Here is a 21,052-nt window from a genome sequence, read left to right on the forward strand (position 1 = left end):
ATGGCGCCGCGCCCAAGCCGCTCCGCCCGCACCTCAGGACGGCGAAACCACGCTCGTCCTCGCTCACTGGGTGTTCGCCGGTACGGGCCTCAGTGCGGGCGAGACCTGGCTTGCCGCGTCCCTCGAACCCGCCCCCGGAACGGAAGGAGAGCCGACCACATGAACGACCGCTACCTGTCCGTCGACCAGGTCGCCGAGCTGCTGGGTACGACCACCCGCTTCCCCCGGCGGCTCATCGAGGAGCGGCGCATTCGCTACGTGAAGGTCGGCCGTCACGTTCGCATCCCTGAGAGTGCCCTTCACGAGTACCTGGACTCTCGGACCGTCGAGCCGATCCGGCTCCGCCGTACCGGACTTCGGAGGGCTGCCTGATGGCCAACAAGAAGGGCAGACGTCGCCGCTTTGGGGCTGTGCGGCAGTACCGGTCCGGGAAGTGGACGGCGTCGTACCTCGCTCCCGACAACGAGCGGGTGCGTGCACCCGAGACCTTCGAGACGAAGAAAGACGCTGAGATCTGGCTCTCCCAGGTTGAGGCGGATCTCAGCCGGGGCGACTGGCGCGCTCCCGACGCGGGCGCCGTGAACTTCCGTGAGTACGCCGAGAAGTGGGTCGAGGAGCGGGAGTTGGCCGTACGGACGGTGGATCTGTATCAACACCTTCTTCGGCTCTACATCCTCCCGACCTTCGGCACGCTCGACCTGGACGAGATCACCGCACCGCGCGTCCGTGAATGGCGAGCGGAGCGGCTTCGGGCGACCAGTGCCAAGACAACCGTCGCCAAGGCATACCGGCTGCTCAAAGGCATGATGGAAACGGCCGTCGATGACGACCTGGTCAGTCGCAACCCGTGCCGGATCAAGGGTGCGGGCAAGGAGTCCGCCGCTGAGCGCCGGATCGCCACCGTCGTCCAGGTCGACGCGCTCGCCGAAGCGATCGGTATCCGCTGGCGCCTCATGGTCTACCTGGGGGCGTACGGGCCTATGCGGCCAGAGGAACTGGCCGGCCTCCGGCGCCGAGACGTCGACCTCGACAACCTCGTGATCCGTGTCCGCGTGGCCGAGCCCGAGCGGACCAACGGGAAGCGCGCTCCCGGAGCCACCAAGTCCGATGCGGGCGCCCGTCTCGTCGTCCTGCCTGCCTTCCTGGAGAAGGACGTCAAGCGCCACCTCGCCTGGTACGCGGAGAAGGGCCCCGATGGGCTTCTCTTCGTCGGGGAGAAGGGCGCCGCCTTCCGCCGCACATCCTTCGGCCGGAAATGGCGCCGTGCCCGTGCCGCTGCGGGGCTGCCGGAAGGCTTCCGCTTCTACGACCTTCGCCATACCGGGCACACGCTCTCCACGCGCTCCGGTGCCACGCTCAAAGACACCATGGTTCGGGCTGGACAGTCCTCCGAGAAGGCCGCGCTGATCTATCAGCACTCCGACGACGAGCGGCAGCGCGACTTGGCGGCCGGTCTCGACGAGATGGTGCGCACGGAGCGTGCGAAGAACCACACGGGCGACTCCGCGCACCACAAGGAGAAGGCCACCGGGACGTAGCCAGTCCTTATGGTGCGGTTGTGGTGCGCCACCCGCGCACCGGTCTAGACAACAAAGAACCCCCGGGCCTCTGGCCTGGGGGTTCGCATGGAGCGGGTGACGAGAATCGAACTCGCACTCTCAGCTTGGGAAGCTGATGTTCTACCACTAAACTACACCCGCGTAAGACGCCGGTTGGTGCCGGAGTCGGAACGCGTTGTTACTTTACCTCATGTCGGGTCCCGCGTGCTGGAGGCGTGGGGCCCGGTTGCGTTGTGGGGGTGGGGATGGGGCTGCGTGGGGCGGGAGTTGGGGCGTACGGTGGAGGTGCGGAAGAGGGTCTGGGTGGGGGCTTCGGGGGATCGGAGTGCCGCCTGGAGGGCCGTCCCATTGATCCCGTAATGTGGCTTTGGTCGTCAGGTCGACGTCAGGTCGACATCCAGACGCGGCTCTTGGGGAAGGGACTCTTGGACTTGATGGAGCGCACCGTCGTCCGTTGTGCCGATGGGCACGTGTTCAGCACCGCTACGTTCCCGATGCAGCAGGCCGATCGCCTCGGACCCGGCCGGCTCATCCGCTGCCCGCGTTGCGCGCGGTTGCGCAGCGTCGTGCCGGTGGGGGCGTTGGAGAAGCGATAGCGGTGGCGGAGTGGAAGCTGTAGGCAGGGAGTAGTCGTACAGGCGCGCGGGTCCGTCCTGATGGTGGGCGGCCCGCGCGTCTTGCGTATCCTCGGGACGTGCTTCTCTCAGACAAGGACATCCGGGCCGAGATCGACGCCGGTCGGGTGCGGATCGATCCGTACGACGAATCCATGGTGCAGCCGTCGAGCATCGACGTGCGTCTCGACCGCTTCTTCCGGGTGTTCGAGAACCACCGCTATCCCCATATCGACCCGGCCGTCGAGCAGGCGGATCTCACGCGGCTCGTGGAGCCGGAGGGCGATGAGCCGTTCATCCTCCATCCCGGGGAGTTCGTCCTCGCCAGTACCTACGAGGTCATCAGCCTCCCCGACGATCTCGCTTCGCGGCTCGAAGGCAAGAGTTCGCTGGGGCGGCTCGGGCTCGTCACGCACTCCACCGCCGGGTTCATCGATCCCGGGTTCTCCGGGCACGTGACCCTTGAGCTGTCGAACCTCGCCACCCTGCCCATCAAGCTCTGGCCCGGTATGAAGATCGGGCAGCTCTGCATGTTCCAGCTCAGCTCGCCGGCCGAGTTCCCGTACGGCAGTGAGCGGTACGGGTCGCGGTACCAGGGGCAGCGGGGGCCCACCGCCTCCCGGTCCTTCCTCAACTTCCACCGGACGCAGGTGTGACTGGCGTGGCGGATGTGGCAGCAGGGGTGAGTGGGGTGCGCGAGAACCTGACGTACGAGGTGTTCGGCTCGGCCGTGCGGGAGCTCGCTCAGGTCATCGCCGACGACGGGTACGAGCCCGACGTCATCCTCTCCATCGCGCGCGGTGGCGTCTTCGTCGCCGGTGGGCTCGCCTACGCGCTGGACTGCAAGAACATCCACCTGATCAACGTCGAGTTCTACACGGGCGTGGGCACCACCCTGCCGATGCCCGTGATGCTCGCGCCCGTTCCGAACGCGATCGACTTCTCCGACAAGAAGGTCCTCATCACGGACGACGTGGCCGACACGGGCAAGACGCTCAAGCTCGTCCACGACTTCTGCCTCGACACCGTGGCGGAGGTACGGTCCGCCGTGATCTATGAGAAGTCCCACTCCCTCGTGAAGTGCGAGTACGTGTGGAAGCGGACAAACGACTGGATCAACTTCCCGTGGAGCGTCGAGCCGCCCGTCGTGCGGCGGGCCGGACAGGTTCTCGACGCCTAGAGGCCCTGCATAAGCAGGTATGTACGTACGCGTATACGAGTAGGGGCTCCCGGCTTGTTGCCGGGAGCCCCTCACTTCACTCCTGATTCCTGCGACTTGATCAGAACGTGCCCAGCTTGATCAGCGACAGGATCGCTACCAGCTGGATCGCGGAGGCGCCGAGGGCCTTGGGCCAGGGCAGGTCGTGGGACTTGGCGACCATGAGGGTCAGGAGGGCGCCGGCGGCGACCCAGGTGATCCAGCCGAGGATCTGGACGAAGGAGGCGTCGCCACCCGCGAACATCGCTACGACCAGGCGGGGCGCGTCCGTCAGGGCCATGATCAGCATGGAGAGGCCGACCGTGGGCTGCCAGGCGCCGTCACCGCCGAGCTGGCGGGCCAGGGTGTGGGTGACCACGCCCAGGACGAAGGTGCTCAGCACCATCGTCACGGCCGTGACGAGGACGATCGGTACGGCGTTCGACAGCGTCGCGTTGATCGCGTCCTCGCGGGCGGTGTCGAAACCGAACACGGCCAGCAGGCCGTACAGGAACGACACGATGAGGGCGGGGCCCCACACCGGGTAGTCGCGCATCAGAAGGAAGGTCCGGTTCGGGCTGGTGAGGATGCCCTTGAGGAGGGCCTTCCACGGCAGCCGCGGACCGAGCGGGGTCGGCGGTGCCTGGCCCGCGCGGTAGGTGTCGCCCGGGTGGTAAGGGTCATCGCCGACGGCGAACGTCTGCGTGTGACCCGGGTTGTTGGCCGCGTACGGGTCCACGCCGCCACCGTGGGGGCCGCCCTGGGGGTGCGTGCCGTCGTCGCCGAAGTACTCCGGCTCGCCGTGGTTCCCCTGGTGCCCTTGGTTCCCGTGCGGTCCGGGACTGACGTGGGTGCCGTAGTTCCCGGGGTGACCGCCGCCGCGCGTCTGGGGCCAGCCCTGACCGCCGCCCCGGCCGCCGCCGTACGGCGGTTGCGGGGGCGTCTGGGGATAGCCGTACGACGGGCCGCCGGCCTGCGGGGCCTGCTGTCCGTGCGGGGGGTGTTGCGGTCGCGCTTGAGGAGCGCCGTTGTCCCGGCCGCGTCCGATCCTGAATCCAGCCACGTCATCGAACGTACCTGGTCCCGGACGACAGCGTGCCGGGCCGGGGCCAACCGGCCCGGCTTTGCGGCCGAGCTGTGACATCCCCTAAGGGATCGTCAGGGATTCCTCGGGGGCTCACGGGAGTCAGTCCCCGGCACCGTCAGTGGCTGGTCAGTGGCTGGTCAGTGGCTGGTCAGGAACCTGCCGTACGACAATGCCGTCGTCGGGGACGGGAGGCCCAGGTTCTTCGGGGTGAGGGCGTAGGAGTTGGTCACGGAGGTCTTCGGGAAGACCCAGACGCCGCCGGAGCGGGTGTTCTCGCCCGGGGTGCCGACGGCCGTGTCCGGGGTGCCGTCCTTGTCGTAGTCGCCGGTGGCCACGGCCGTGCCGAAGGCGTCGGCGGGCTCGGCGGCGCCGGGGACGCGGGGGCGGTCCTGGTGGTACGGGACGGACGACGCCTCGCCGTACCTGTCGACGATGCCGCCGGCGTGGCCCAGCAGGAGCGTGGCCGCGCCGGCGGCCTTGCGGGTGCCGATGGCCTCGCCGGGGGCGCCCGCGATCAGGTCGTCGCGGCCGTCGCCGTTGACGTCCAGTACGGCGAGGGAGGCGCCGAAGCGGTCGCCGTCCTCGGCGACGCCGTGGACGCCGACCGTGTCCTGGTTGAGGGTCTGGGAGCGCAGGCCGAAGGAGCCGTTCGGGTCGCCGTAGCTGACGTGGATGCCGCCGCCCTTGGCGTACGACTCCGGGCCGCACGGGTCGTCGATGTTCTCGTCGGCGATCTCGCGGCATTCGCCGAGGGCGAGGTCGTCCAGGCCGTCGCCGTCGAAGTCGCCGACGGCGAGCGCGGAGGCGGCGCCGTTGGAGGCGTTCCAGGTGTTGGCCATGCGCTGCTCGGCCGGGTCCCACGCCCACAGCCGTACGTGCGACTGGGTGTAGGGGGCGTTGATCGTGTGGAAGGCGAGGGCCAGGTCGTCCGTGCCGTCGGCGGTGAAGTCGCCGGTGGCGAGGAGCGGGGCGCGGCCGCCCATGGGGGTGGCGAGGACGGTGGTGACGACGATGTCCTCACCGTCGTTGACGACGGCGCGCAGCACGACCTTGTCCCGGCCGCCGACCACGATGTCCCGGCCGCCGTCGCCGGTCAGGTCCGCCGCGGCGACCGACCAGCCGTAGGCCGAGTTCGCCGACGGGCCGGTGAGGGCCGTGGACCCCGGACCCGTGCCCACCTTCGCGCCGCCGACGACGGTGACCGAGCCCGCGTCCGTGCCGCGACCGGTGACGTCCTCGCCGGGCGCGCCGACGATCAGCTCCGCGATGCCGTCGCCGCTCGTGTCCTCCAGCGCCACCGCCGCGCCGAAGCGGTCGCCCGCCTCCGGGGTGCCGGGGACCTCGGCGGTGGCCTGGCTGACCCGGATGCCGCCGTGCCGGCCCAGGCCCTTCGCGCCGCCCCAGACGACGTTCACATAGCCGGCCCTCGCCTTGCCGCTCACGGTGGCGTCGGGGACGCCTACGGCGAGGTCCGCGTAGCCGTCGCCGTTGAAGTCGCTGGTCACGGGGGTGGGTTGGGGGGCGGCGGCCGCGTGGGGGGCGAGGGTGAGGGCGAGTGCCGCCGCCGTACTGGCCGCGGTGGTGGCGGCGGCCAGGGCGTACGTCCGTCTGTGCACGGGGGGCTCCAGGTGGGTGGCCGGATGTCGGGGGTGCTGGCTTGTTCACCTGTGTGACACCTGGAGGCCGTTCGGGGTTGTGCGCGTCGCTGATACGGCTGATCGGGCTGATCGGGCTGATCGGGCTGATCGGGAGGGGCGTGGAGTGGGCTGGGCTGGGCCGGTACGGGGGGGCGTCACGCCCAGAATTCGCTCTCCTTCTCCATGTCCTCCTGGCATTCGTCGATGTCGGTGAACTTGTCTCCGACGATCCGGAAGATCAGACAGCCGTTCTGTTCGATCCGCTTGCCGTTGCGCTCGGCGGTGTAGCGGTGCACGGAGACGGCGTGGCCCCGGCCGTCGACGAGGATGTGGCTCATGGCGACGCTGAACGTGCCGTCGGTCTCCTCGAAGAGTCGGCGGTACATGTCCAGGATCGAGTCCTGGCCCTTGTAGTCGCCGGACAGCGGGTTGTCGCCGGGGACGTGGTGCGTGCAGTCCGACGACATCAGACCGCGGAGGGTGTCCATGTCGCCGCGGGTGAAGGCGTCGTAGCCCTTGCGGACGAGGGCGGCGTTCGGGTGTTCGGTCATGGGGATCGCCGGCTTTCGGCGGGCTCTTCGAGCCCTTTAGGGGGATTCTTCCTGTATTGGAATTATCTTCGCGGGTGCGCTCTCGTGCACGCAGGGCGCACCCGCGCCGAAGCGTGGGCGGGTGCGCTCTCGTGCACGCAGGGCGCACCCGCGCCGAAGCGTGGGCGAATCATTACGCTCTGCAAATGAGTGTGCTCATGGTGTGAGTATTTCGGGTGTACGGCAGTGAGGAGAGGGAGGCGTCATGTCGCGCTATCTGTTCGACAACGCGGACGATCAGACGCGGGAGCGCTTCTCCGTCCTGGAGTCGCGGTACGACCCCTGGTCGCGGAAGGCGTTGGAAAACACCGGTGTCGGGCCGGGTTGGAGGTGCCTGGAGGTCGGTGGTGGAGGGGGCTCACTCGGTGACTGGCTGGGGGAGCGGGTGGGGCCGGACGGGGAGGTTCTCGTTACGGACCTCGACCCGCGCTGGGCTGTGCAAAGGCAACTGCCTGCGAACGTACGGCTGTTGACGCACGACATCACCCGCGATCCGATGCCGGGAGACGGCGACTTCGACCTCGTACACGCGCGGCTGGTGCTGTTGCATCTGCCGGAGCGGACGCGGGTGTTGGAGCGGTTGACGGGGGCGTTGCGGCCGGGTGGGTGGCTGGTGCTGGAGGAGTTCGACTGCGGGTGGACGCCCGTGCTCGCGACGCCGGACGGCGAAGCGGGCGCTCTGTTCGAGCGGGTGCACGGGGCCCTGCTGGAGGCTCTCGGCCAGGCCGGCGCGGAACCCCTGTGGGGGCGGCAGGTGGTCGGCGAGATGATGCGCGCCGGGTTGGAGGGTGTGACGGCGACGACGTACGCCGAGACGTGGGCGGGCGGCGGCCAGGGCATCAAGCTCCACCGCGCCAACATCGAACAGGCGGCCCGGCGGGCGGGTGAGGCCGAGATCCGGATCGGTGCGATGCGGATCGGAGACACGTGGCTCGGGGACGGTGAACTGCGGCGGTTCCTGGAGCTGTTGGACGATCCCGGGTTCGTCGTCAACTCCTATCCGATGGTCAGCGCGCGGGGGCGGCGGGTGGCTGGGGCTGGGGTGGGGGCATGAGTGCGAGGCGGTACCAGGAGGGGCAGCGGGCTGTTCCGGCGGTACGTGGGGTACGAGAACGGGGGCGAGTGGGCGACCGGTGGGGATGTGCTGTCGTCGCTGCGTGATCGTCAGGGGTGGGTGCGGGCTATGAGGAGGATCTGGTTGAGGTCCTCGGCATTCGGTGTGCGGTGGTCGAGGGCGATCAGGCTCTGCCATGTCTGGTGCAGGAGTCTGTAGGGCTCTTGGAAGGCCCGGCCTTCCGGCGGCAGGGCGGAGAGTGCGGCCAGGATCGCGGTGCGGACACAGGCGAGTGCCCGGGGGTCGGAGGGCGACCGTCGGTCACGCATGGCGACGAGCAGGAGCGTGGCAGTGTCGATGATCGCTGAGGCGGGGGAGGGCCCCATCTCGTGAGCAGCGGCTTGCAGGAGGTCGCGGACATGGCGCATGCAGGCAGTCGGATCTTCTGGAACGGGCGGCCCGGTGTAGAGCCTGTTCGCCAGGTGGGCCAGGTGGCCGTCGAGATTCCGGAGTACGGAGGGCCCGGTGGCGATTCGGGGCGGCGTCGTTGTGAACAGAAGGCGTAGAGCCGCGAGGGCGAGTCCCAGTGCTTCGCCATGGTGGTGTCGGTCGAGTGTGAAGGCGACGTCCAGGCCGAGAACCGGGTCCGGGGCGTAGAAGACGCTCTCGCCGAGGTAAAGGGCGGGACCGGCGCCGAGGACGAGGCCGAGGTCATGGCCGGGACCCTCCAGCCTGAGGTCGACGGTGCGGGCACGGGCCAGGGCGTGTTCCCGGTCGGGGAGGAAATCCGGGGCGTGACCTGCGAGGGCGGGGTCGACGTCACGGGCGTGGGCCAGGGCCCGGGCGCGGGCGAGGCCAAGAGCGTCGACGGCGCCAATGGCGTCGCGGAGGGAAGCGTCGCGAGCAAGGGCTTGGGACAAGGTCAGGAGCAGCGTTGTGTCGAGGCCGAGTTCCGAGCTGAGGCTGCCTGCGGGGGCCAGAGCGGCGGTGAGTCCGCTGACGCGGTCGAAGTGGCGTTTTCGGTCGGAGCCCGCATGGAGGGTGAACCCGAAGGGTTGGACGACACTCACGGTCGGGGTGAACCCGGAGTCGAGAGCGCGCACATGGGCGACAGCGCTGGTCAAGGCGAGATCGAGGGCGAGCGCGGTGGCGAGGGTGAGAGGCAGTTTCAGCGGGGTGTGCTGAGGAGAGTGAATCTCCGGAGCGTGCCTGACAGCCCCGCTCAGGGCCTTGGCCCAGCTCTCCACCCGGGCCTGCTGCGGGGGCTCCATACCCAGAAGTTCGATAAAGGGGGTGAGCTCCTGGCGGTCGGCGGCCGGTGTGGAAAAGTGGAGAGTGGCGCCGGATCCATAGGGCCACACAACCCCCGGTGGCCGATGGAGCACCGTACGGCTGTCGTCGCACGCCCAGACGGTGTGGCGGGTGAGGTCCGCCGCCGCGCCGGCCGCGGGGTCGCGGAGTTCCTCCGGGGTGGGTAGCCGGTAGGAGCCGTCCGCGGTGACGTCGTTCAGCCAGTCGACGAAGCGTTCGGCGTCTCCGGCCTGCATGCCGGTGGCCACGAGCGCACCGCTTCCGGTGTCCCCGGCTCTGACGGCGTCGGGGTGGAAGCGGCCTGCCAGCACTTCCTGGTGGACGAACATGTCGTACAGGGCGCGGGGGACGGGGCGCGCGGACAGCGCGGTGGTGTCGTTCAGCTGGATGGACTCGTGCAGGGTGCGGGTTGCCAGGATTCCGGCGAGGAGATGTTCCCTGGCGGGGTCGGCGGGCCGGTCGGTGGCGGGCGGGGCGAGCAGGGCCTCCAGCCGGTCCCTCGCGTCGGGGTCGACGGTTCTCGCCTGGTCGGCGCAGTCGAAGGCCAGGGCCAGGGCGGGAACGCTGCCTCGGTCGAGGCAGGCGCTGATGACGGGCGTGGCGTCGTTGGCGGCGGCCCACAGCAGGATGGTCTCGCGCCACCAGGGGTCGTCGACGACCCCGTTCAGCATGGTGATGTCGGCGCGGGGGGTGCTGAGCTGGGCGGCCGCCAGATACTCCTGGAGGGTGAGGTGGGCGAAGCCGTACACGCCGTGTTCGCGCTCGACGAGCAGACCGCTCTTGTGCGCGGCGTCGAGGAACACCTCGGCGGTCACCTCGCCCGGGACCTGCCGCAGCGGTCTGCGGATCGCCCTGGCCGCGTCCCGTACGGGCCAGTCCCTGACCCTGGCCTTCATCATGGCCAGCGCCAGGTGCTGTGCGACATGCTGCTTGTGCGGGCCGCCGAGGCCCAAGCCGTCGCGGAGGCCACGCGCCTCGGAGCGCCGATGCAGCAGCACATCGGCCATCTCGGCGTACAACTCGGCGCGGCTGCCGGGGAGTTGGCCCCGGTAGCGGTGGACGTTCGCCGTCATCGTCAGCAGGAGCGGATTGGCCGCGAGGTCGTAGAGCGCGCCTTGTTTCCGTAGCCGGGCGAGCAGATCGGCGGCGCTGCGGTCGGCGGCCGACCGCACCTCTCGGCCGGTTCCGCCCCGGGCCCGGCTCTCTGTCGCCTGTGACCACTGGCGCAGGAACTGGTCGATCTGCTGCCAGGTGAAGCGGCGTACCTGGAGGACTTCCGCGCCCGGCAGCGGGTTGGACTCGTAGCCGTACGGGCGGGAGGTCACGACGTAGGTGTTGTCGGGGTGCCGTCGGATCTGACGGGCGACCCACGCCACCACCCGCTCCCGGTCCGCCCGGTCGGCGACCTCGTCCAAGCCGTCCAGCAGCACCACGCACCCGCCGCGATCGAGTCTGCGGCCGAGCCAGTGGGCCGGGACCTTCCCCTCCAGCCAGGCGGCCGAGACGGCCACGGCTTCCAGCGGCGGTGGTTCGTCGGCCAGAAGCGCCGCCGTGTGGTCGCGCAGATAGAGCAGTACCGGAAGTCTTCGCTTCCACGGGCGCCATCCGCGTCCGCACAGTTCCAGGGCCGTGTTGCGGGCCAGTGTGGTCTTGCCCGAGCCCGGGCCGCCGATCACGGCCAGGGTCCGGGTCGCCTCGTCCCGCTCGGCGTCCCGCAGCACCGACTCCAGGCTGCGGCGTTCCCCGCCGGCCACCGAGCCGAGATACGGCTCCCTGGCGGCGGCGTGCAGCACCTGCGGTACGACGCTGACGTCGACGTACACCTGACGCATCCGGAACACGAACTCGCTCTGGGTCGCGATGCCGACGGTCTCCATGTCCCGGACACTCGCGCGGAGTTGGCGCAGATAGACCCCGCGCCGGCCGCGTGCGACGGCCTCGCCCCCGGGAGGGGCCGGCGCGTCCCCCAGCTCCGAGAACAGCAGGCTCAGGACCGCCACGCCCAGCGACGCGTACAGCCAGGTCCAGCTGAACCTGCCGTCCGACAACACCTGGTTCGTGGCCACGCCGGCCGTGACCAGCAGCCCGGCGCCGCCCACGATGCGGAGTCCGCCGCGTACGCCCCTCATTGCCACCCCCGTGTCGTGCACCATCGTCAGTCGGGCTTCAGCCCCGTACCCAGTTCACACCGGACGTACTTCCCGCACGTCCCTGGAGCCTCCACCGCGAAAGCGGCGAGCCCGGCGTGGTCGTGCACACAATGCACACGACCCCCGCCGGGCTCGCCGCCCTCATACACGCGCTATGCGGCCCGCGTCACTGAAGCATCCCCCGGACCGTGTCGCCGTCCACGACCGTCGCCCCCGTGGTCGTCACGCCCTTCGTCGAACCCCGCAGTACCACCGAACCGTTCTCCCCCACCACGTACAGGTCGGCCTTGCCGTCGCGGTTGGTGTCGCGGAGGCGGATCGTGTGGCCGAAGTACTCGCCGGAGGCCAAATCGCCCGGTACGCCCGCCGTGTTGCGGGCGAAGAACTGGGAACCCTTGGCCGTCAGGCCGGACTTACCGCCGTACAGGACGTGGACCGCGCCCGCCTCGGCCTTGGCGCCGAGGCTCTCGCCGGGCGCGCCGATCGCGAGGTCGCGGTAGCCGTCGCCGTTCACGTCGCCGGAGGTGACGGAGTCGCCGAAGGCGTCGTACGACTCCGGGGTGTCCTTGATACCGGACGTGGACTGGGTGAAGCGGGCGGACTCGGCCGGGCCCGACGCGCCGCCGTACCAGATCGTCACGCGGCCCTTGGACTTGTCGTAGATCGGCGTGCCGATGGCGATGTCGCCGTAGCCGTCCTTGTCGAAGTCGTTGATGACGCCGTCGCCGCCGCGCTCGGCCTGGCCGCCGTCGGCCTTCACGGACTCGATGCGGAGGGTCTTGCCGGGGTAGAGCTTGGCCTTGCCGCCGGAGATGAACCAGGCGTCGGAGGCGAGGGTGGTGTCGGTGACGGTGTCGCCGATGATGACAAGGTCCGTCTTGCCGTCCTTGTTCACCTTGCCGGAGATGAGGGCGGTGGAGTAGAAGCCCGCGCCGTCCTTGTCCAGGACGGTCACCGAGCCCTTCACGCCCGACTTGCCGATCGCGCCCCGGTAGACGTACGTCTTGCCGTCGCGGACGAGGGCCAGGTCAGGCTTGGCGTCGCCGTTGAAGTCGCCGGTGGCGAAGTCGACGGCCTCGCCGGAGACGCCCTTCGGACCTTTGTTCGGGACGGTGGTGCCGCCGGACAGGCCCTTCTTGCCGCCCCAGAGGACGGTGACCGTGCCGTTGTTCCTGGCGCTGCCGACGTCCTCTCCGTTGGCGGAGACGGCGAGGTCGCCGTAGCCGTCCTTGTTGAAGTCGGCGGCCGTGCGGACCTCGCCGAAGAAGTCGTCCGTCTCGTCGGCGCCGGGGACGCCCGCGCTCGCCTGGTCGATGAACTGGGTCTTCGTGCCGGGGCCGTTCGCCGTGCCGAAGGTGACCTGGATGCCGCCGCCCTTGCTGGCGTATTCGGGGCCGTACGAGAAGACCGCGTTGTCGCGGTAGCCGTCGCCGTTGAAGTCGTCGGCGTACTTGGCGACCGCCGCCCCGGCGGGCGTGGCCAGGGCGAGCGGGGTCAGGGCGAGCGGGGTCAGACCGGCGGCGAGGAGGCCTGCGGCCAGGAGGAAAGGGCGTGTGCGCAAGGGGGCTCCAGGGTTGGGGAGGGCCCGCGTCCCAGTCACCGGGACGCGGGCCCAACTCGCTTGTGCGATACGGCAGTTGAGCGTCAGTTGGCCGCGTTCGCGCCGAAGACCGGCTGGCCGGCCGTGGAGACGCCGACGGCGGACGGGGCGATGGAGCGGGCGCCCGTCGTGGTGATCTTCGTGCCGTTGGAGGGCAGGTAGACCACGGAGCCGTTGAAGTCGTTCTCGCCGTACGCGCCGACCGTCAGGTCCGCCTTGCCGTCGCCGGTGACGTCGGTGAGCTTCACGTCACCGCCGAAGAGGTCGTCCTTCTCGTCCGAGCCGGGGACACCGGCCGTCGACTGGGCGAGGTACTGGTAGCCGGAGGTGGTGTTCAGACCGGTCTCCGTGCCGTACAGGACGGTCACCGCGCCGGTGTTGACGACACCACCGAGGTTCTCGCCGGGGGAGCCGACCACCAGGTCGGTCTTTCCGTCGCCGTTGATGTCGCCGAGGGACAGCTCGCTGCCGAACCAGTCGCCTCGCTCGGAGGAGCCGGGCACGTTGCCGCTGTTCTGCGTCACCGCGACCGTGGTGCCCGGGCCGTCGGCGGAGCCGAAGACGACGTGCACCTTGCCGCCGGTGGACGACTCGGGCACGGAGGGCTCGCTGCCGTCCTTCGACGGGTCCCAGTCCTGGCCGGTGACGATGTCGCCGAAGCCGTCGCCGTTGATGTCGCCGATGCCGGTGATGATGCCGCGCTTCAGCTCCTTCGCACCCGACGAGCTGAGACCGGAGGCGGTGCCGGGCACGTACCAGTTGGTGTTGTAGCCCCAGTCGCTGTCGGTCTCGTAGCCGTCGACGACGATGTCGGTCCGCTTGTCGCCGTTGACGTCGCCCGCGGTGAGCACCAGCGTGCCGGTGCCCTTGCCGGAGCGGATGTCGGTGGTGAAGCTGTAGCGGCCGCCGTACGTGCCCGACTTGGTGATGCCGCCCTTGAAGACGTACACCCGGCTCGACGAGGAGCCGACCGCGAGGTCCTCCGTGCCGTCGCCGTCGAAGTCGCCGGATGCCAGCGCGGTGCCCCAGTAGTCGTGCGAGGAGACCGCCGGGTCCTTGACGGTGGTGGCGCCGGACAGGCCCTTCGCCGAGCCCCAGACGATGGCGACCGTGCCGCCGTCGGTGTCGCCGTCGACGTCCTCGTTCGGCGCGGACACGGCCAGGTCGTCGTAGCCGTCGCCGTTGTAGTCGCCGTACGCGCTGACCCAGCCGAAGCTGTCGTTGGTCTCGGCGCTGCCGGGAACGCCGGCGGTGTTCTGGCTGATCGTGGCGCGCTTGGTGGAGGTCACGCCGGTCGCCGAGCCGTACAGGGCGACGATCTGACCGGCGCCCTTCTTGCCGCCGACGGTGGCGTTGCCGGCCGAGTACGCGACGTCGCCGAAGCCGTCGTTGTTGAAGTCGGCCACGGGCTGGTGGACCGAGTCGGCCGCCGTCGCCGTCACGGCCGAGAACGTGAGCAGACCGCCCGTCAGCGCGGCCGCGGAGGCCGTCGCGAGGGCGAGTCGCAGGTGCTTGCGCATGCGGGAATCTCCTGCTGCACGCGGACGCCTGCCGAGCAGACCTCCGCAGTTGATGGGAGTGCCCTTCCTGCCCGCGTTCGCCCCGGGTTCGTCCGGGGTTCACGGGAAGGTTGGCTAACAGGAGACCAGTGGGGGTGGGGGAGGGTTGTACGGGACTTCAAGAAATTTCTGGGGATGGTGGAACGGGTGGGACGCGTGGGCCCTCTTAGTTCGTTCTGGTCGCCCGGTGCGTCGAACGTTCGGCGCGGGCTGTGCGTCCGGGGAACGGAAGCCGCCGGCTGACATCCCCCTTGAGGAGACACATGACGATGACCGGTTCCCGCCGCGTACGGATCGCCCTGGCCGCCTTGGCCGCTCTGGTCACGGCACACCTGGCCGTCGGCTGCACGGCGCTGGACGGCGACGGGGAGAGCTCCGCCTCCTGCGCGTTCGCCGTGGACCACGGTGACCGCGTGTACATCCACGTGGGCGACGTCGAGTACGAGCTGGGGGCCCTGGTGGGTACGGCACGCCAGTGGGTCTGCGACGACACGGGCGGCAGCGAGGAGGTCCGGGACGACGAGATCCCGGTCGAGGAGCTGACCGCGTACCAGGCCTATGCCATCAAGGGCATCGACCCCGACGACGCCATCGCGGTCCGCGAGTCACCGAAGGACGAACTGTCCGTCATGGTCCACAGCCCCGAGGACGAGCCCCTCACGGACGCGACGGAGAGGCTCTTCGGCGACGGGTGAGGTGCATCGATGTCAGTGCCTCTTGCGATCGTGGGGCGCATGGATGAGCTGGTGGATCGGGTCGATGAGCGGGACGAGGTGCTCGGCGTCGTCGACAGGGGCGAGGCGATCCGTCGTGGATGGCTGCACCGCATCGCGACGGTCGTGTGCCGGGACGCGGGGGGACGGATCCTCGTCCACCGCCGTCCGGACGGCGTCTCGCGCTTCCCCGGGCAGTTCAACTGGATGGTCGGCGGAGCCGCCGACGTCGGGGAGCCGTACGAGGCTGCCGCCGCACGGGAGTTGGCGGAGGAGCTGGGCGTCCGGGCGAGCCCGCGATTCGTGTTCAAGTTCCGGTGCGCGGGGGTGATCAGCCCGTACTGGCTCGGTCTGCACGAGGTCGTCGTCGCGGAGCCGGTGGCGCCCGACCCGTCGGAGATCGCCTGGTACGACTGGCTGACGGAACCCGAGCTGATCGAGCTGGTCGGCAACCGGGCCTTCGTACCGGACGCCCGGGAGGCCTTCGACCGGTATCGCGCCCTGTCCGGTCGCCGGACGGCATGAGTGGTGAGTGGTGAGCGGTGACTGTACGACCGATGCCCCTGGGCTCTGTTCGAGCTCAGGGGCATCGGGCGGTACGGCTGAGGTTGTCGGCCGGACTACTTCACCGGCTGAGGCTCCGGCTCGCTCTCCGTCTCCGCCGTGCCCGCCGGGGGCTCGTCGTCCGGGACCGGGGTCTTGACGGACTCCAGGAGGAGCTGGGCGACGTCGACGACCTGGATGGACTCCTTGGCCTTGCCATCGTTCTTCTTGCCGTTGACCGAGTCGGTCAGCATGACGAGGCAGAAGGGGCAGGCGGTGGAGACGATGTCCGGGTTGAGGGACAGCGCCTCGTCGACGCGCTCGTTGTTGATGCGCTTGCCGATCCGCTCCTCCATCCACATCCGCGCGCCACCGGCGCCACAGCAGAAGCCGCGCTCCTTGTGGCGGTGCATCTCCTGCTGACGCAGGCCCGGGACGGCGGACATGATCTCGCGCGGGGGCGTGTAGATCTTGTTGTGGCGGCCCAGGTAGCAGGGGTCGTGGTAGGTGATGAGGCCCTCGACGGGGGTCACCGGGATCAGCTTGCCGTCGTCGATGAGGTGCTGGAGCAGCTGGGTGTGGTGGATGACCTCGTAGTCGCCGCCGAGCTGCGGGTACTCGTTGCCGATGGTGTTGAGGCAGTGCGGGCAGGTGGCGACGATCTTCTTCGCCGACTTCGGCTTCCGAGTCGACTCGTCCTCGTCGTCCTCCCCGAACGCCATGTTCAGCGCGGCGACGTTCTCCATGCCGAGCTCCTGGAACAGCGGCTCGTTGCCGAGGCGCCGAGCCGAGTCACCGGTGCACTTCTCGTCGCCGCCCATGATCGCGAACTTGACGCCCGCCATGTGCAGCAGCTCCGCGAAGGCCTTCGTCGTCTTCTTCGCGCGGTCTTCGAGCGCGCCCGCGCAGCCGACCCAGTACAGGTACTCGACCTCGGACAGGTCCTCGATGTCCTTGCCGACGACCGGGATCTCGAAGTCGACTTCCTTCAGCCACTCCAGGCGCTGCTTCTTGGCCAGTCCCCAGGGGTTGCCCTTCTTCTCCAGGTTCTTGAGCATCGTGCCCGCCTCGGAGGGGAAGGCGCTCTCGATCATCACCTGGTAGCGGCGCATGTCGACGATGTGGTCGACGTGCTCGATGTCGACCGGGCACTGCTCCACGCACGCACCGCAGGTGGTGCAGGACCACAGCACGTCGGGGTCGATGACGCCGTTCTCCTCCACGGTCCCGATCAGCGGCCGCTCGGCCTCGGCCAGCGCTGCCGCGGGCACCGAGGCGAGCTGCTCCTCGGACGCCTTCTCGTTGCCCTCCATGTCCTTGCCGCCACCGGCCAGCAGATACGGCGCCTTGGCGTGCGCGTGGTCGCGCAGCGACATGATCAGGAGCTTGGGGGAGAGGGGCTTGCCCGTGTTCCAGGCCGGGCACTGCGACTGACAGCGACCGCACTCGGTGCAGGTCGAGAAGTCGAGGATGCCCTTCCAGGAGAACTGCTCGACCTGGCTGACACCGAACACGTCGTCGTCGCCCGGGTCGGTGAAGTCGATCGGCTTGCCGCCGGAGGTCATCGGCTGGAGGCCGCCGAGGGCGACCGCGCCGTCCGCGTTCCGCTTGAACCAGATGTTCGGGAAGCCGAGGAAGCGGTGCCAGGCGACACCCATGTTGGTGTTCAGCGAGACCGTGATCATCCAGATCAGCGAGACGCCGATCTTGATCATCGCGACGAAGTACACCAGGTTCTGGAGCGTGCTCGGGTCGATGTCCTTGAAGGCCAGGACCAGCGGGTACGAGGCGAAGTACCCGGCCTCGTAGTGGTCCACGTGGTGGATGGCGCCCTCAAGGCCGCGCAGCGTGTAGATGGCCAGGCCGATGGTGAGGATGACGTACTCGACGAAGTACGCCTGCCAGGCCTTGGAGCCCGCGAAACGCGACTTGCGGCCGGCCCGGGAGGGCAGGTTGAGCAGCCGGATGGCGATCAGCACCAGGATGCCGAGGATCGTCATCACACCGATGAACTCGATGTACATCTCGAACGGCAGGAAGCCGCCGATGACCGGCAGCGTCCAGTCCGCCTGGAACAGCTGGCCGTACGCCTGGGCGAGGGTCGGCGGCAGCGTCAGGAAGCCGATCGCGACGAACCAGTGCGCGAAGCCGACGATCCCCCACCGGTTCATCCGGCTGTGGCCGAGGAACTCCTTGGCCAGGGTGAGCGTGCGCGCCTTCGGGTCGTCGGTGCGGCTGCCCGCCGGCACCGGCTGACCGAGTTTCACGAACCGGTAGATCTGCGCGACGGCTCGGGCGATGAGCGCAACGCCGACCACGGTCAGGACCAACGACACGATGATCGCGGCGAGTTGCATTTGGTGGCTCCTCGGGCCTGCGAGGGTTTTCCTCCGCTGCGCCCTGAGGCGCCTCGAAGATCATTACTAAGCGGTAACTTATGCGGTCCGTCTGAGACTACCCACTTCTTTTGCCGCACTGTAGCCAGCGGGGCGGTGATCTGCGTCGCTGAGGGTTGCCTGAGTGGCCGCCCTCCAAAGCTGATCGTGTTATTGGCCTGATTTCAGGACATAGCAGAATACTCTCGACCCGTGCTGTACGGGATTCTCGCCTCCGCCTCCGCCCTGCTGATCACCGCCCTGCTCGCGGCGGTGATTCGGGTGCCCGCGCTGCGGTTCGGGATCGTGGAGCGGCGGCGGATGCGGCCGGTGCCGTTGCTCGGGGGTGTGGCGCTGGTCGGCGGGGTGGGGGGTGTGGCGTGGGTGGGGGAATGGAGCGGGTTCGCGCCGTTGGGGGTGGAGGGCGCGCGGTTGCTTGTCGCGGGGGCTGCGGTGGCCGGGCTCGGGCTGGTGCGGGATCTGTGGGGGCTGTCCTTCGTGCCCAGGGCCGTGGGTGTCACGTGCGCCGCCGTGTTCGTGGTGCCGTACGAGGAGGTCGGGGTGGTCGGCGGGATGGTGGCCGTGCCGTGGATGGTGCTCGTCGTGCACGGGTTCAAGGGGCTCGGGCGGCCTGACGGGGTGCTCGGGGTCGTGGGTGTCGTGACCGCCTTCGCGCTCAGCGCGTGCGCCGCCGCCGAGGTCGTCGACGGGCTCGCGGCACTGCTGAGTGTGCTGGCCGCCGGGCTCACCGGGTTCCTGATGCAGAACTGGCCGCCCGCGCGCGTGGCGCTCGGGGAGTGCGGGGCGCTGTTCGTGGGGTTCCTGCTCGCCGGTGGTGTCGTGCAGGTGTACGCCTATGCCGCGGGGCACGGGGTGGGCGTCGGGATGCCCTTCGCGCTGACCGCGCTGGTGACCGCCGACGCCGTACTCGTCCTGGTATCGCGGAAGCTGGCCCGGCGGGAGCTGTGGCGCAGCGGGCCCGACCATCTCGCGCACCGGATGCGGCGGCTGGGACTGACGCCGGTGGGGGTCGTGGTCGTCCTGGGGCTGTGCGCGCTCGCGTCGGTGCTGGTGGGGGTGGCCGTCCACATGCTGTGGATGGAGGCGGGCGGGGTGTGGTGGGTGGTGGGGGGTGCGGTGGTCGTCGTGGCGGGGGTGCTGCGGGTGCCGGTGTACGGGGCGGCGTCCCGGCCCGGACGGCTCGGTGGGCCTGCCCGGCCCGCCCGGCCCGGCCGTCCCCGTCAGCCGGGCCGCCCCTGTCCGGTTCCGGCGCCCGGCGGGTCCCGGCAGCTGCCTGGCGGAACTCATTTGAACGTGTTCAAATAAGGGTCGGTGGCCGCGCGGTCGCGGCCGGGAGGGCGGGGAGGGTCCTGTGGGAGCCGGCGGCATCGTTCTTCTGGTGGTGTTCCTCTATCTGCCTGTCGTGGTGCCGTTCTGTGCGCTCGTCGGCCGGCGGACGTCCCACCGCATGGGCTGGCTGATGTCGGTCCCCCTGGTCCTGCTGCCGCTCGCCCTACTGATCGGCTTCATGACCGTCTGAACCGCGTGTTCCGGCGGTTCGGCTCACCGGAGACGGCCGGTGGCGCTCTCTCGCGCGCTACGCGTGCGCTATCGAAAGCGTGCACCACCCCGAACTGCGGGAGATCCTCGTGCCGCGCGAGAACGCGGCCCGGCGAGCCGTGCGAAACTTCCTGGCCGAGCGTGGCCTCGAGGACGCCGAGAGTCGTACGGTCATGTTGCTGACGTGTGTGGACGGGCTGGTCTTCGCCCGGCTGGTGAACGGCGGGCAGGTCTCCGCCGAGGAGATCCACCGGCTGGTGGCGGCGGCGCTGGCGTGAGCGTCCTCCCCCTGGGCGTGACGATGGCCTCACCGGCCCCGCGCCCACAAAACCCCAGCTCAACCCCCACCTATCCATAAGTAAAACATAAAAGTTGAGCCCCCCTGACTCAGCTCTGTTGACCCATCGGTGGACGTCATGCACACTTGAGTCCGTTCCACTCAAGTCATTGCTGGAGGAATTGAAATGGCACGTGCGGTCGGCATCGACCTGGGCACGACTAACTCCGTCGTCAGCGTTCTGGAGGGCGGCGAGCCCACCGTCATCACCAACGCCGAGGGCGCCAGGACCACGCCGTCCGTCGTCGCCTTCGCCAAGAACGGTGAGGTGCTCGTCGGCGAGGTCGCCAAGCGTCAGGCGGTCACGAACGTGGACCGGACCATTCGGTCCGTGAAGCGTCACATGGGTACGGACTGGAAGATCGAGCTCGACGGCAAGCACTTCAACCCGCAGCAGATGAGCGCCTTCATCCTGCAGAAGCTGAAGCGCGACGCCGAGGCCTACCTGGGCGAGAAGGTCGCGGACGCGGTCATCACCGTCCCGGCCTACTTCAACGACTCGGAGCGCCAGGCCACCAAGGAGGCCGGTGAGATCGCGGGCCTCAACGTCCTGCGTATCGTCAACGAGCCGACCGCCGCCGCCCTGGCGTACGGCCTCGACAAGGACGACCAGACGATCCTCGTCTTCGACCTCGGTGGCGGCACCTTCGACGTGTCCCTCCTCGAGATCGGTGACGGCGTCGTCGAGGTCAAGGCCACCAACGGTGACAACCACCTCGGTGGTGACGACTGGGACCAGCGCGTCGTCGACTACCTGGTGCAGCAGTTCCGTGCCGGTCACGGCGTGGACCTCGCCAAGGACAAGATGGCGCTGCAGCGGCTCCGTGAGGCCGCCGAGAAGGCCAAGATCGAGCTGTCGAGCTCCACCGAGACCTCGATCAACCTCCCCTACATCACCGCCTCCGCCGAGGGCCCGCTCCACCTCGACGAGAAGCTCACCCGCGCCCAGTTCCAGCAGCTCACCGCTGACCTGCTGGAGCGCTGCAAGACGCCGTTCCACAACGTCATCAAGGACGCCGGGATCGCGCTGTCCGAGATCGACCACGTCGTTCTCGTCGGTGGCTCCACCCGTATGCCCGCCGTCGCCGAGCTCGTCAAGGAGCTGACCGGTGGCAGCGAGGCCAACAAGGGCGTGAACCCGGACGAGGTCGTCGCCATCGGGGCC

17 protein-coding genes, 1 tRNA gene and 2 pseudogenes are annotated in these 21,052 nt (G+C 69.4%); 12 read left to right on the top strand and 8 right to left on the bottom strand.

Features of this window, described 5'->3' with window-relative positions; genetic code table 11:
• The 3 genes and pseudogenes from I8N67_RS43410 to I8N67_RS37625 all read left to right on the top strand — a co-directional run.
• A pseudogene (locus I8N67_RS43410) lies at positions 1–163 on the top strand (replication initiation protein); the annotation flags it as partial.
• Entirely contained in the window at positions 160–372 is a 213-nt protein-coding gene (locus I8N67_RS37620; RefSeq protein WP_200308785.1) for an excisionase family DNA-binding protein, read from the top strand. The pseudogene I8N67_RS43410 and the gene I8N67_RS37620, both read left to right, overlap by 4 nt.
• Positions 372–1,538: a tyrosine-type recombinase/integrase gene (locus I8N67_RS37625; RefSeq protein ID WP_200308786.1), complete on the top strand. Its 1,167-nt coding sequence runs from the start codon at positions 372–374 to the stop codon at positions 1,536–1,538. The genes I8N67_RS37620 and I8N67_RS37625 overlap by 1 nt, the downstream gene beginning before the upstream one ends.
• 88 nt (positions 1,539–1,626) lie before the next feature.
• Here I8N67_RS37625 and I8N67_RS37630 read toward each other — a convergent pair.
• A tRNA-Gly gene (locus I8N67_RS37630) sits at positions 1,627–1,700 on the bottom strand.
• Positions 1,701–2,253: 553 nt separating this feature from the next.
• Between I8N67_RS37630 and dcd the strand changes: the two genes are divergently transcribed.
• Together dcd and I8N67_RS37640 are read left to right on the top strand one after the other, a co-directional pair.
• On the top strand, positions 2,254–2,829 hold the full coding sequence (dcd, locus tag I8N67_RS37635; protein ID WP_200308787.1) for a dCTP deaminase: 576 nt from the start codon (positions 2,254–2,256) through the stop codon (positions 2,827–2,829).
• A 26-nt stretch (positions 2,830–2,855) separates the two neighbouring features.
• The gene (locus I8N67_RS37640) at positions 2,856–3,353 is read left to right on the top strand and encodes a phosphoribosyltransferase (protein ID WP_200308799.1); all 498 of its coding nucleotides are present in this window, start codon (positions 2,856–2,858) and stop codon (positions 3,351–3,353) included.
• Positions 3,354–3,453: 100 nt separating this feature from the next.
• On the opposite strand, the gene I8N67_RS37645 is transcribed toward I8N67_RS37640, so the two are convergent.
• From I8N67_RS37645 to I8N67_RS37655, 3 genes are all read right to left on the bottom strand, one after another.
• The gene (locus I8N67_RS37645) at positions 3,454–4,515 is read right to left on the bottom strand and encodes a Yip1 family protein (RefSeq protein ID WP_200308788.1); all 1,062 of its coding nucleotides are present in this window, start codon (positions 4,513–4,515) and stop codon (positions 3,454–3,456) included.
• 80 nt (positions 4,516–4,595) lie between these two features.
• The gene (locus tag I8N67_RS37650) at positions 4,596–6,074 is read right to left on the bottom strand and encodes an integrin-like protein (RefSeq protein WP_307835488.1); all 1,479 of its coding nucleotides are present in this window, start codon (positions 6,072–6,074) and stop codon (positions 4,596–4,598) included.
• Positions 6,075–6,250: 176 nt separating this feature from the next.
• Entirely contained in the window at positions 6,251–6,646 is a 396-nt protein-coding gene (locus I8N67_RS37655) for a nuclear transport factor 2 family protein (protein ID WP_200308789.1), read from the bottom strand.
• A 244-nt stretch (positions 6,647–6,890) separates the two neighbouring features.
• Here I8N67_RS37655 and I8N67_RS37660 point away from each other — a divergent pair, with 244 nt between their 5' ends.
• On the top strand, positions 6,891–7,739 hold the full coding sequence (locus tag I8N67_RS37660) for a class I SAM-dependent methyltransferase (protein WP_200308790.1): 849 nt from the start codon (positions 6,891–6,893) through the stop codon (positions 7,737–7,739).
• A gap of 110 nt (positions 7,740–7,849) precedes the next feature.
• On the opposite strand, the gene I8N67_RS37665 is transcribed toward I8N67_RS37660, so the two are convergent.
• From I8N67_RS37665 to I8N67_RS37675, 3 genes are all read right to left on the bottom strand, one after another.
• Complete coding sequence (locus I8N67_RS37665) at positions 7,850–11,179, bottom strand: NACHT domain-containing protein (protein WP_200308791.1); 3,330 nt, start codon at positions 11,177–11,179, stop codon at positions 7,850–7,852.
• A 187-nt stretch (positions 11,180–11,366) separates the two neighbouring features.
• On the bottom strand, positions 11,367–12,761 hold the full coding sequence (locus tag I8N67_RS37670; RefSeq protein WP_200308792.1) for a VCBS repeat-containing protein: 1,395 nt from the start codon (positions 12,759–12,761) through the stop codon (positions 11,367–11,369).
• Between the two features lie 83 nt (positions 12,762–12,844).
• Positions 12,845–14,320 carry an FG-GAP and VCBS repeat-containing protein gene (locus I8N67_RS37675; protein ID WP_200308793.1) on the bottom strand — a complete coding sequence of 492 codons (1,476 nt, stop codon included), beginning with the start codon at positions 14,318–14,320 and terminating at the stop codon, positions 12,845–12,847.
• A 302-nt stretch (positions 14,321–14,622) separates the two neighbouring features.
• On the opposite strand from I8N67_RS37675, the gene I8N67_RS37680 reads away from it, so the two are divergent.
• Entirely contained in the window at positions 14,623–15,054 is a 432-nt protein-coding gene (locus I8N67_RS37680) for a DUF6281 family protein (RefSeq protein ID WP_200308794.1), read from the top strand.
• A gap of 39 nt (positions 15,055–15,093) precedes the next feature.
• Positions 15,094–15,597 carry an NUDIX hydrolase gene (locus I8N67_RS37685; protein ID WP_200308795.1) on the top strand — a complete coding sequence of 168 codons (504 nt, stop codon included), beginning with the start codon at positions 15,094–15,096 and terminating at the stop codon, positions 15,595–15,597.
• 95 nt (positions 15,598–15,692) lie between these two features.
• Here the strand turns inward: I8N67_RS37685 and I8N67_RS37690 are convergent, their stop codons facing one another.
• Positions 15,693–17,972 (bottom strand): (Fe-S)-binding protein, encoded by a 2,280-nt coding sequence (locus I8N67_RS37690; RefSeq protein WP_200308796.1) that lies wholly within the window; start codon positions 17,970–17,972, stop codon positions 15,693–15,695.
• 231 nt (positions 17,973–18,203) lie between these two features.
• Here I8N67_RS37690 and I8N67_RS44065 point away from each other — a divergent pair, with 231 nt between their 5' ends.
• From I8N67_RS44065 to I8N67_RS37705, 4 genes and pseudogenes are all read left to right on the top strand, one after another.
• On the top strand, positions 18,204–19,316 hold the full coding sequence (locus tag I8N67_RS44065; RefSeq protein WP_200308797.1) for an MraY family glycosyltransferase: 1,113 nt from the start codon (positions 18,204–18,206) through the stop codon (positions 19,314–19,316).
• A 46-nt stretch (positions 19,317–19,362) separates the two neighbouring features.
• Positions 19,363–19,530, top strand: a complete 168-nt coding sequence (locus tag I8N67_RS43420; RefSeq protein ID WP_234046918.1) for a hypothetical protein — start codon at positions 19,363–19,365, stop codon at positions 19,528–19,530.
• Between the two features lie 19 nt (positions 19,531–19,549).
• A pseudogene (locus tag I8N67_RS37700) lies at positions 19,550–19,828 on the top strand (TetR family transcriptional regulator C-terminal domain-containing protein); the annotation flags it as partial.
• 186 nt (positions 19,829–20,014) lie between these two features.
• Positions 20,015–21,052 (top strand): Hsp70 family protein (locus I8N67_RS37705; protein WP_200308798.1); only part of this gene is annotated, 1,038 nt, incomplete at its 3' end.

It is taken from the genome of Streptomyces adelaidensis (genome assembly GCF_016598475.1).
Lineage (GTDB): Bacteria > Actinomycetota > Actinomycetes > Streptomycetales > Streptomycetaceae > Streptomyces > Streptomyces adelaidensis.

What these genes read in the sequence shown, in the direction of transcription:
- I8N67_RS37620 (WP_200308785.1), top strand. Translation starts at nt 160, where the DNA reads ATGAACGACCGCTACCTGTCCGTCGACCAGGTCGCCGAGCTGCTGGGT.
- I8N67_RS37625 (WP_200308786.1), top strand. Translation starts at nt 372, where the DNA reads ATGGCCAACAAGAAGGGCAGACGTCGCCGCTTTGGGGCTGTGCGGCAG.
- I8N67_RS37645 (WP_200308788.1), bottom strand. Translation starts at nt 4,515, where the DNA reads ATGTCACAGCTCGGCCGCAAAGCCGGGCCGGTTGGCCCCGGCCCGGCA.
- I8N67_RS37655 (WP_200308789.1), bottom strand. Translation starts at nt 6,646, where the DNA reads ATGACCGAACACCCGAACGCCGCCCTCGTCCGCAAGGGCTACGACGCC.
- I8N67_RS37660 (WP_200308790.1), top strand. Translation starts at nt 6,891, where the DNA reads ATGTCGCGCTATCTGTTCGACAACGCGGACGATCAGACGCGGGAGCGC.
- I8N67_RS37665 (WP_200308791.1), bottom strand. Translation starts at nt 11,179, where the DNA reads ATGAGGGGCGTACGCGGCGGACTCCGCATCGTGGGCGGCGCCGGGCTG.
- I8N67_RS37675 (WP_200308793.1), bottom strand. Translation starts at nt 14,320, where the DNA reads ATGCGCAAGCACCTGCGACTCGCCCTCGCGACGGCCTCCGCGGCCGCG.
- I8N67_RS37680 (WP_200308794.1), top strand. Translation starts at nt 14,623, where the DNA reads ATGACGATGACCGGTTCCCGCCGCGTACGGATCGCCCTGGCCGCCTTG.
- I8N67_RS37685 (WP_200308795.1), top strand. Translation starts at nt 15,094, where the DNA reads ATGGATGAGCTGGTGGATCGGGTCGATGAGCGGGACGAGGTGCTCGGC.
- I8N67_RS37690 (WP_200308796.1), bottom strand. Translation starts at nt 17,972, where the DNA reads ATGCAACTCGCCGCGATCATCGTGTCGTTGGTCCTGACCGTGGTCGGC.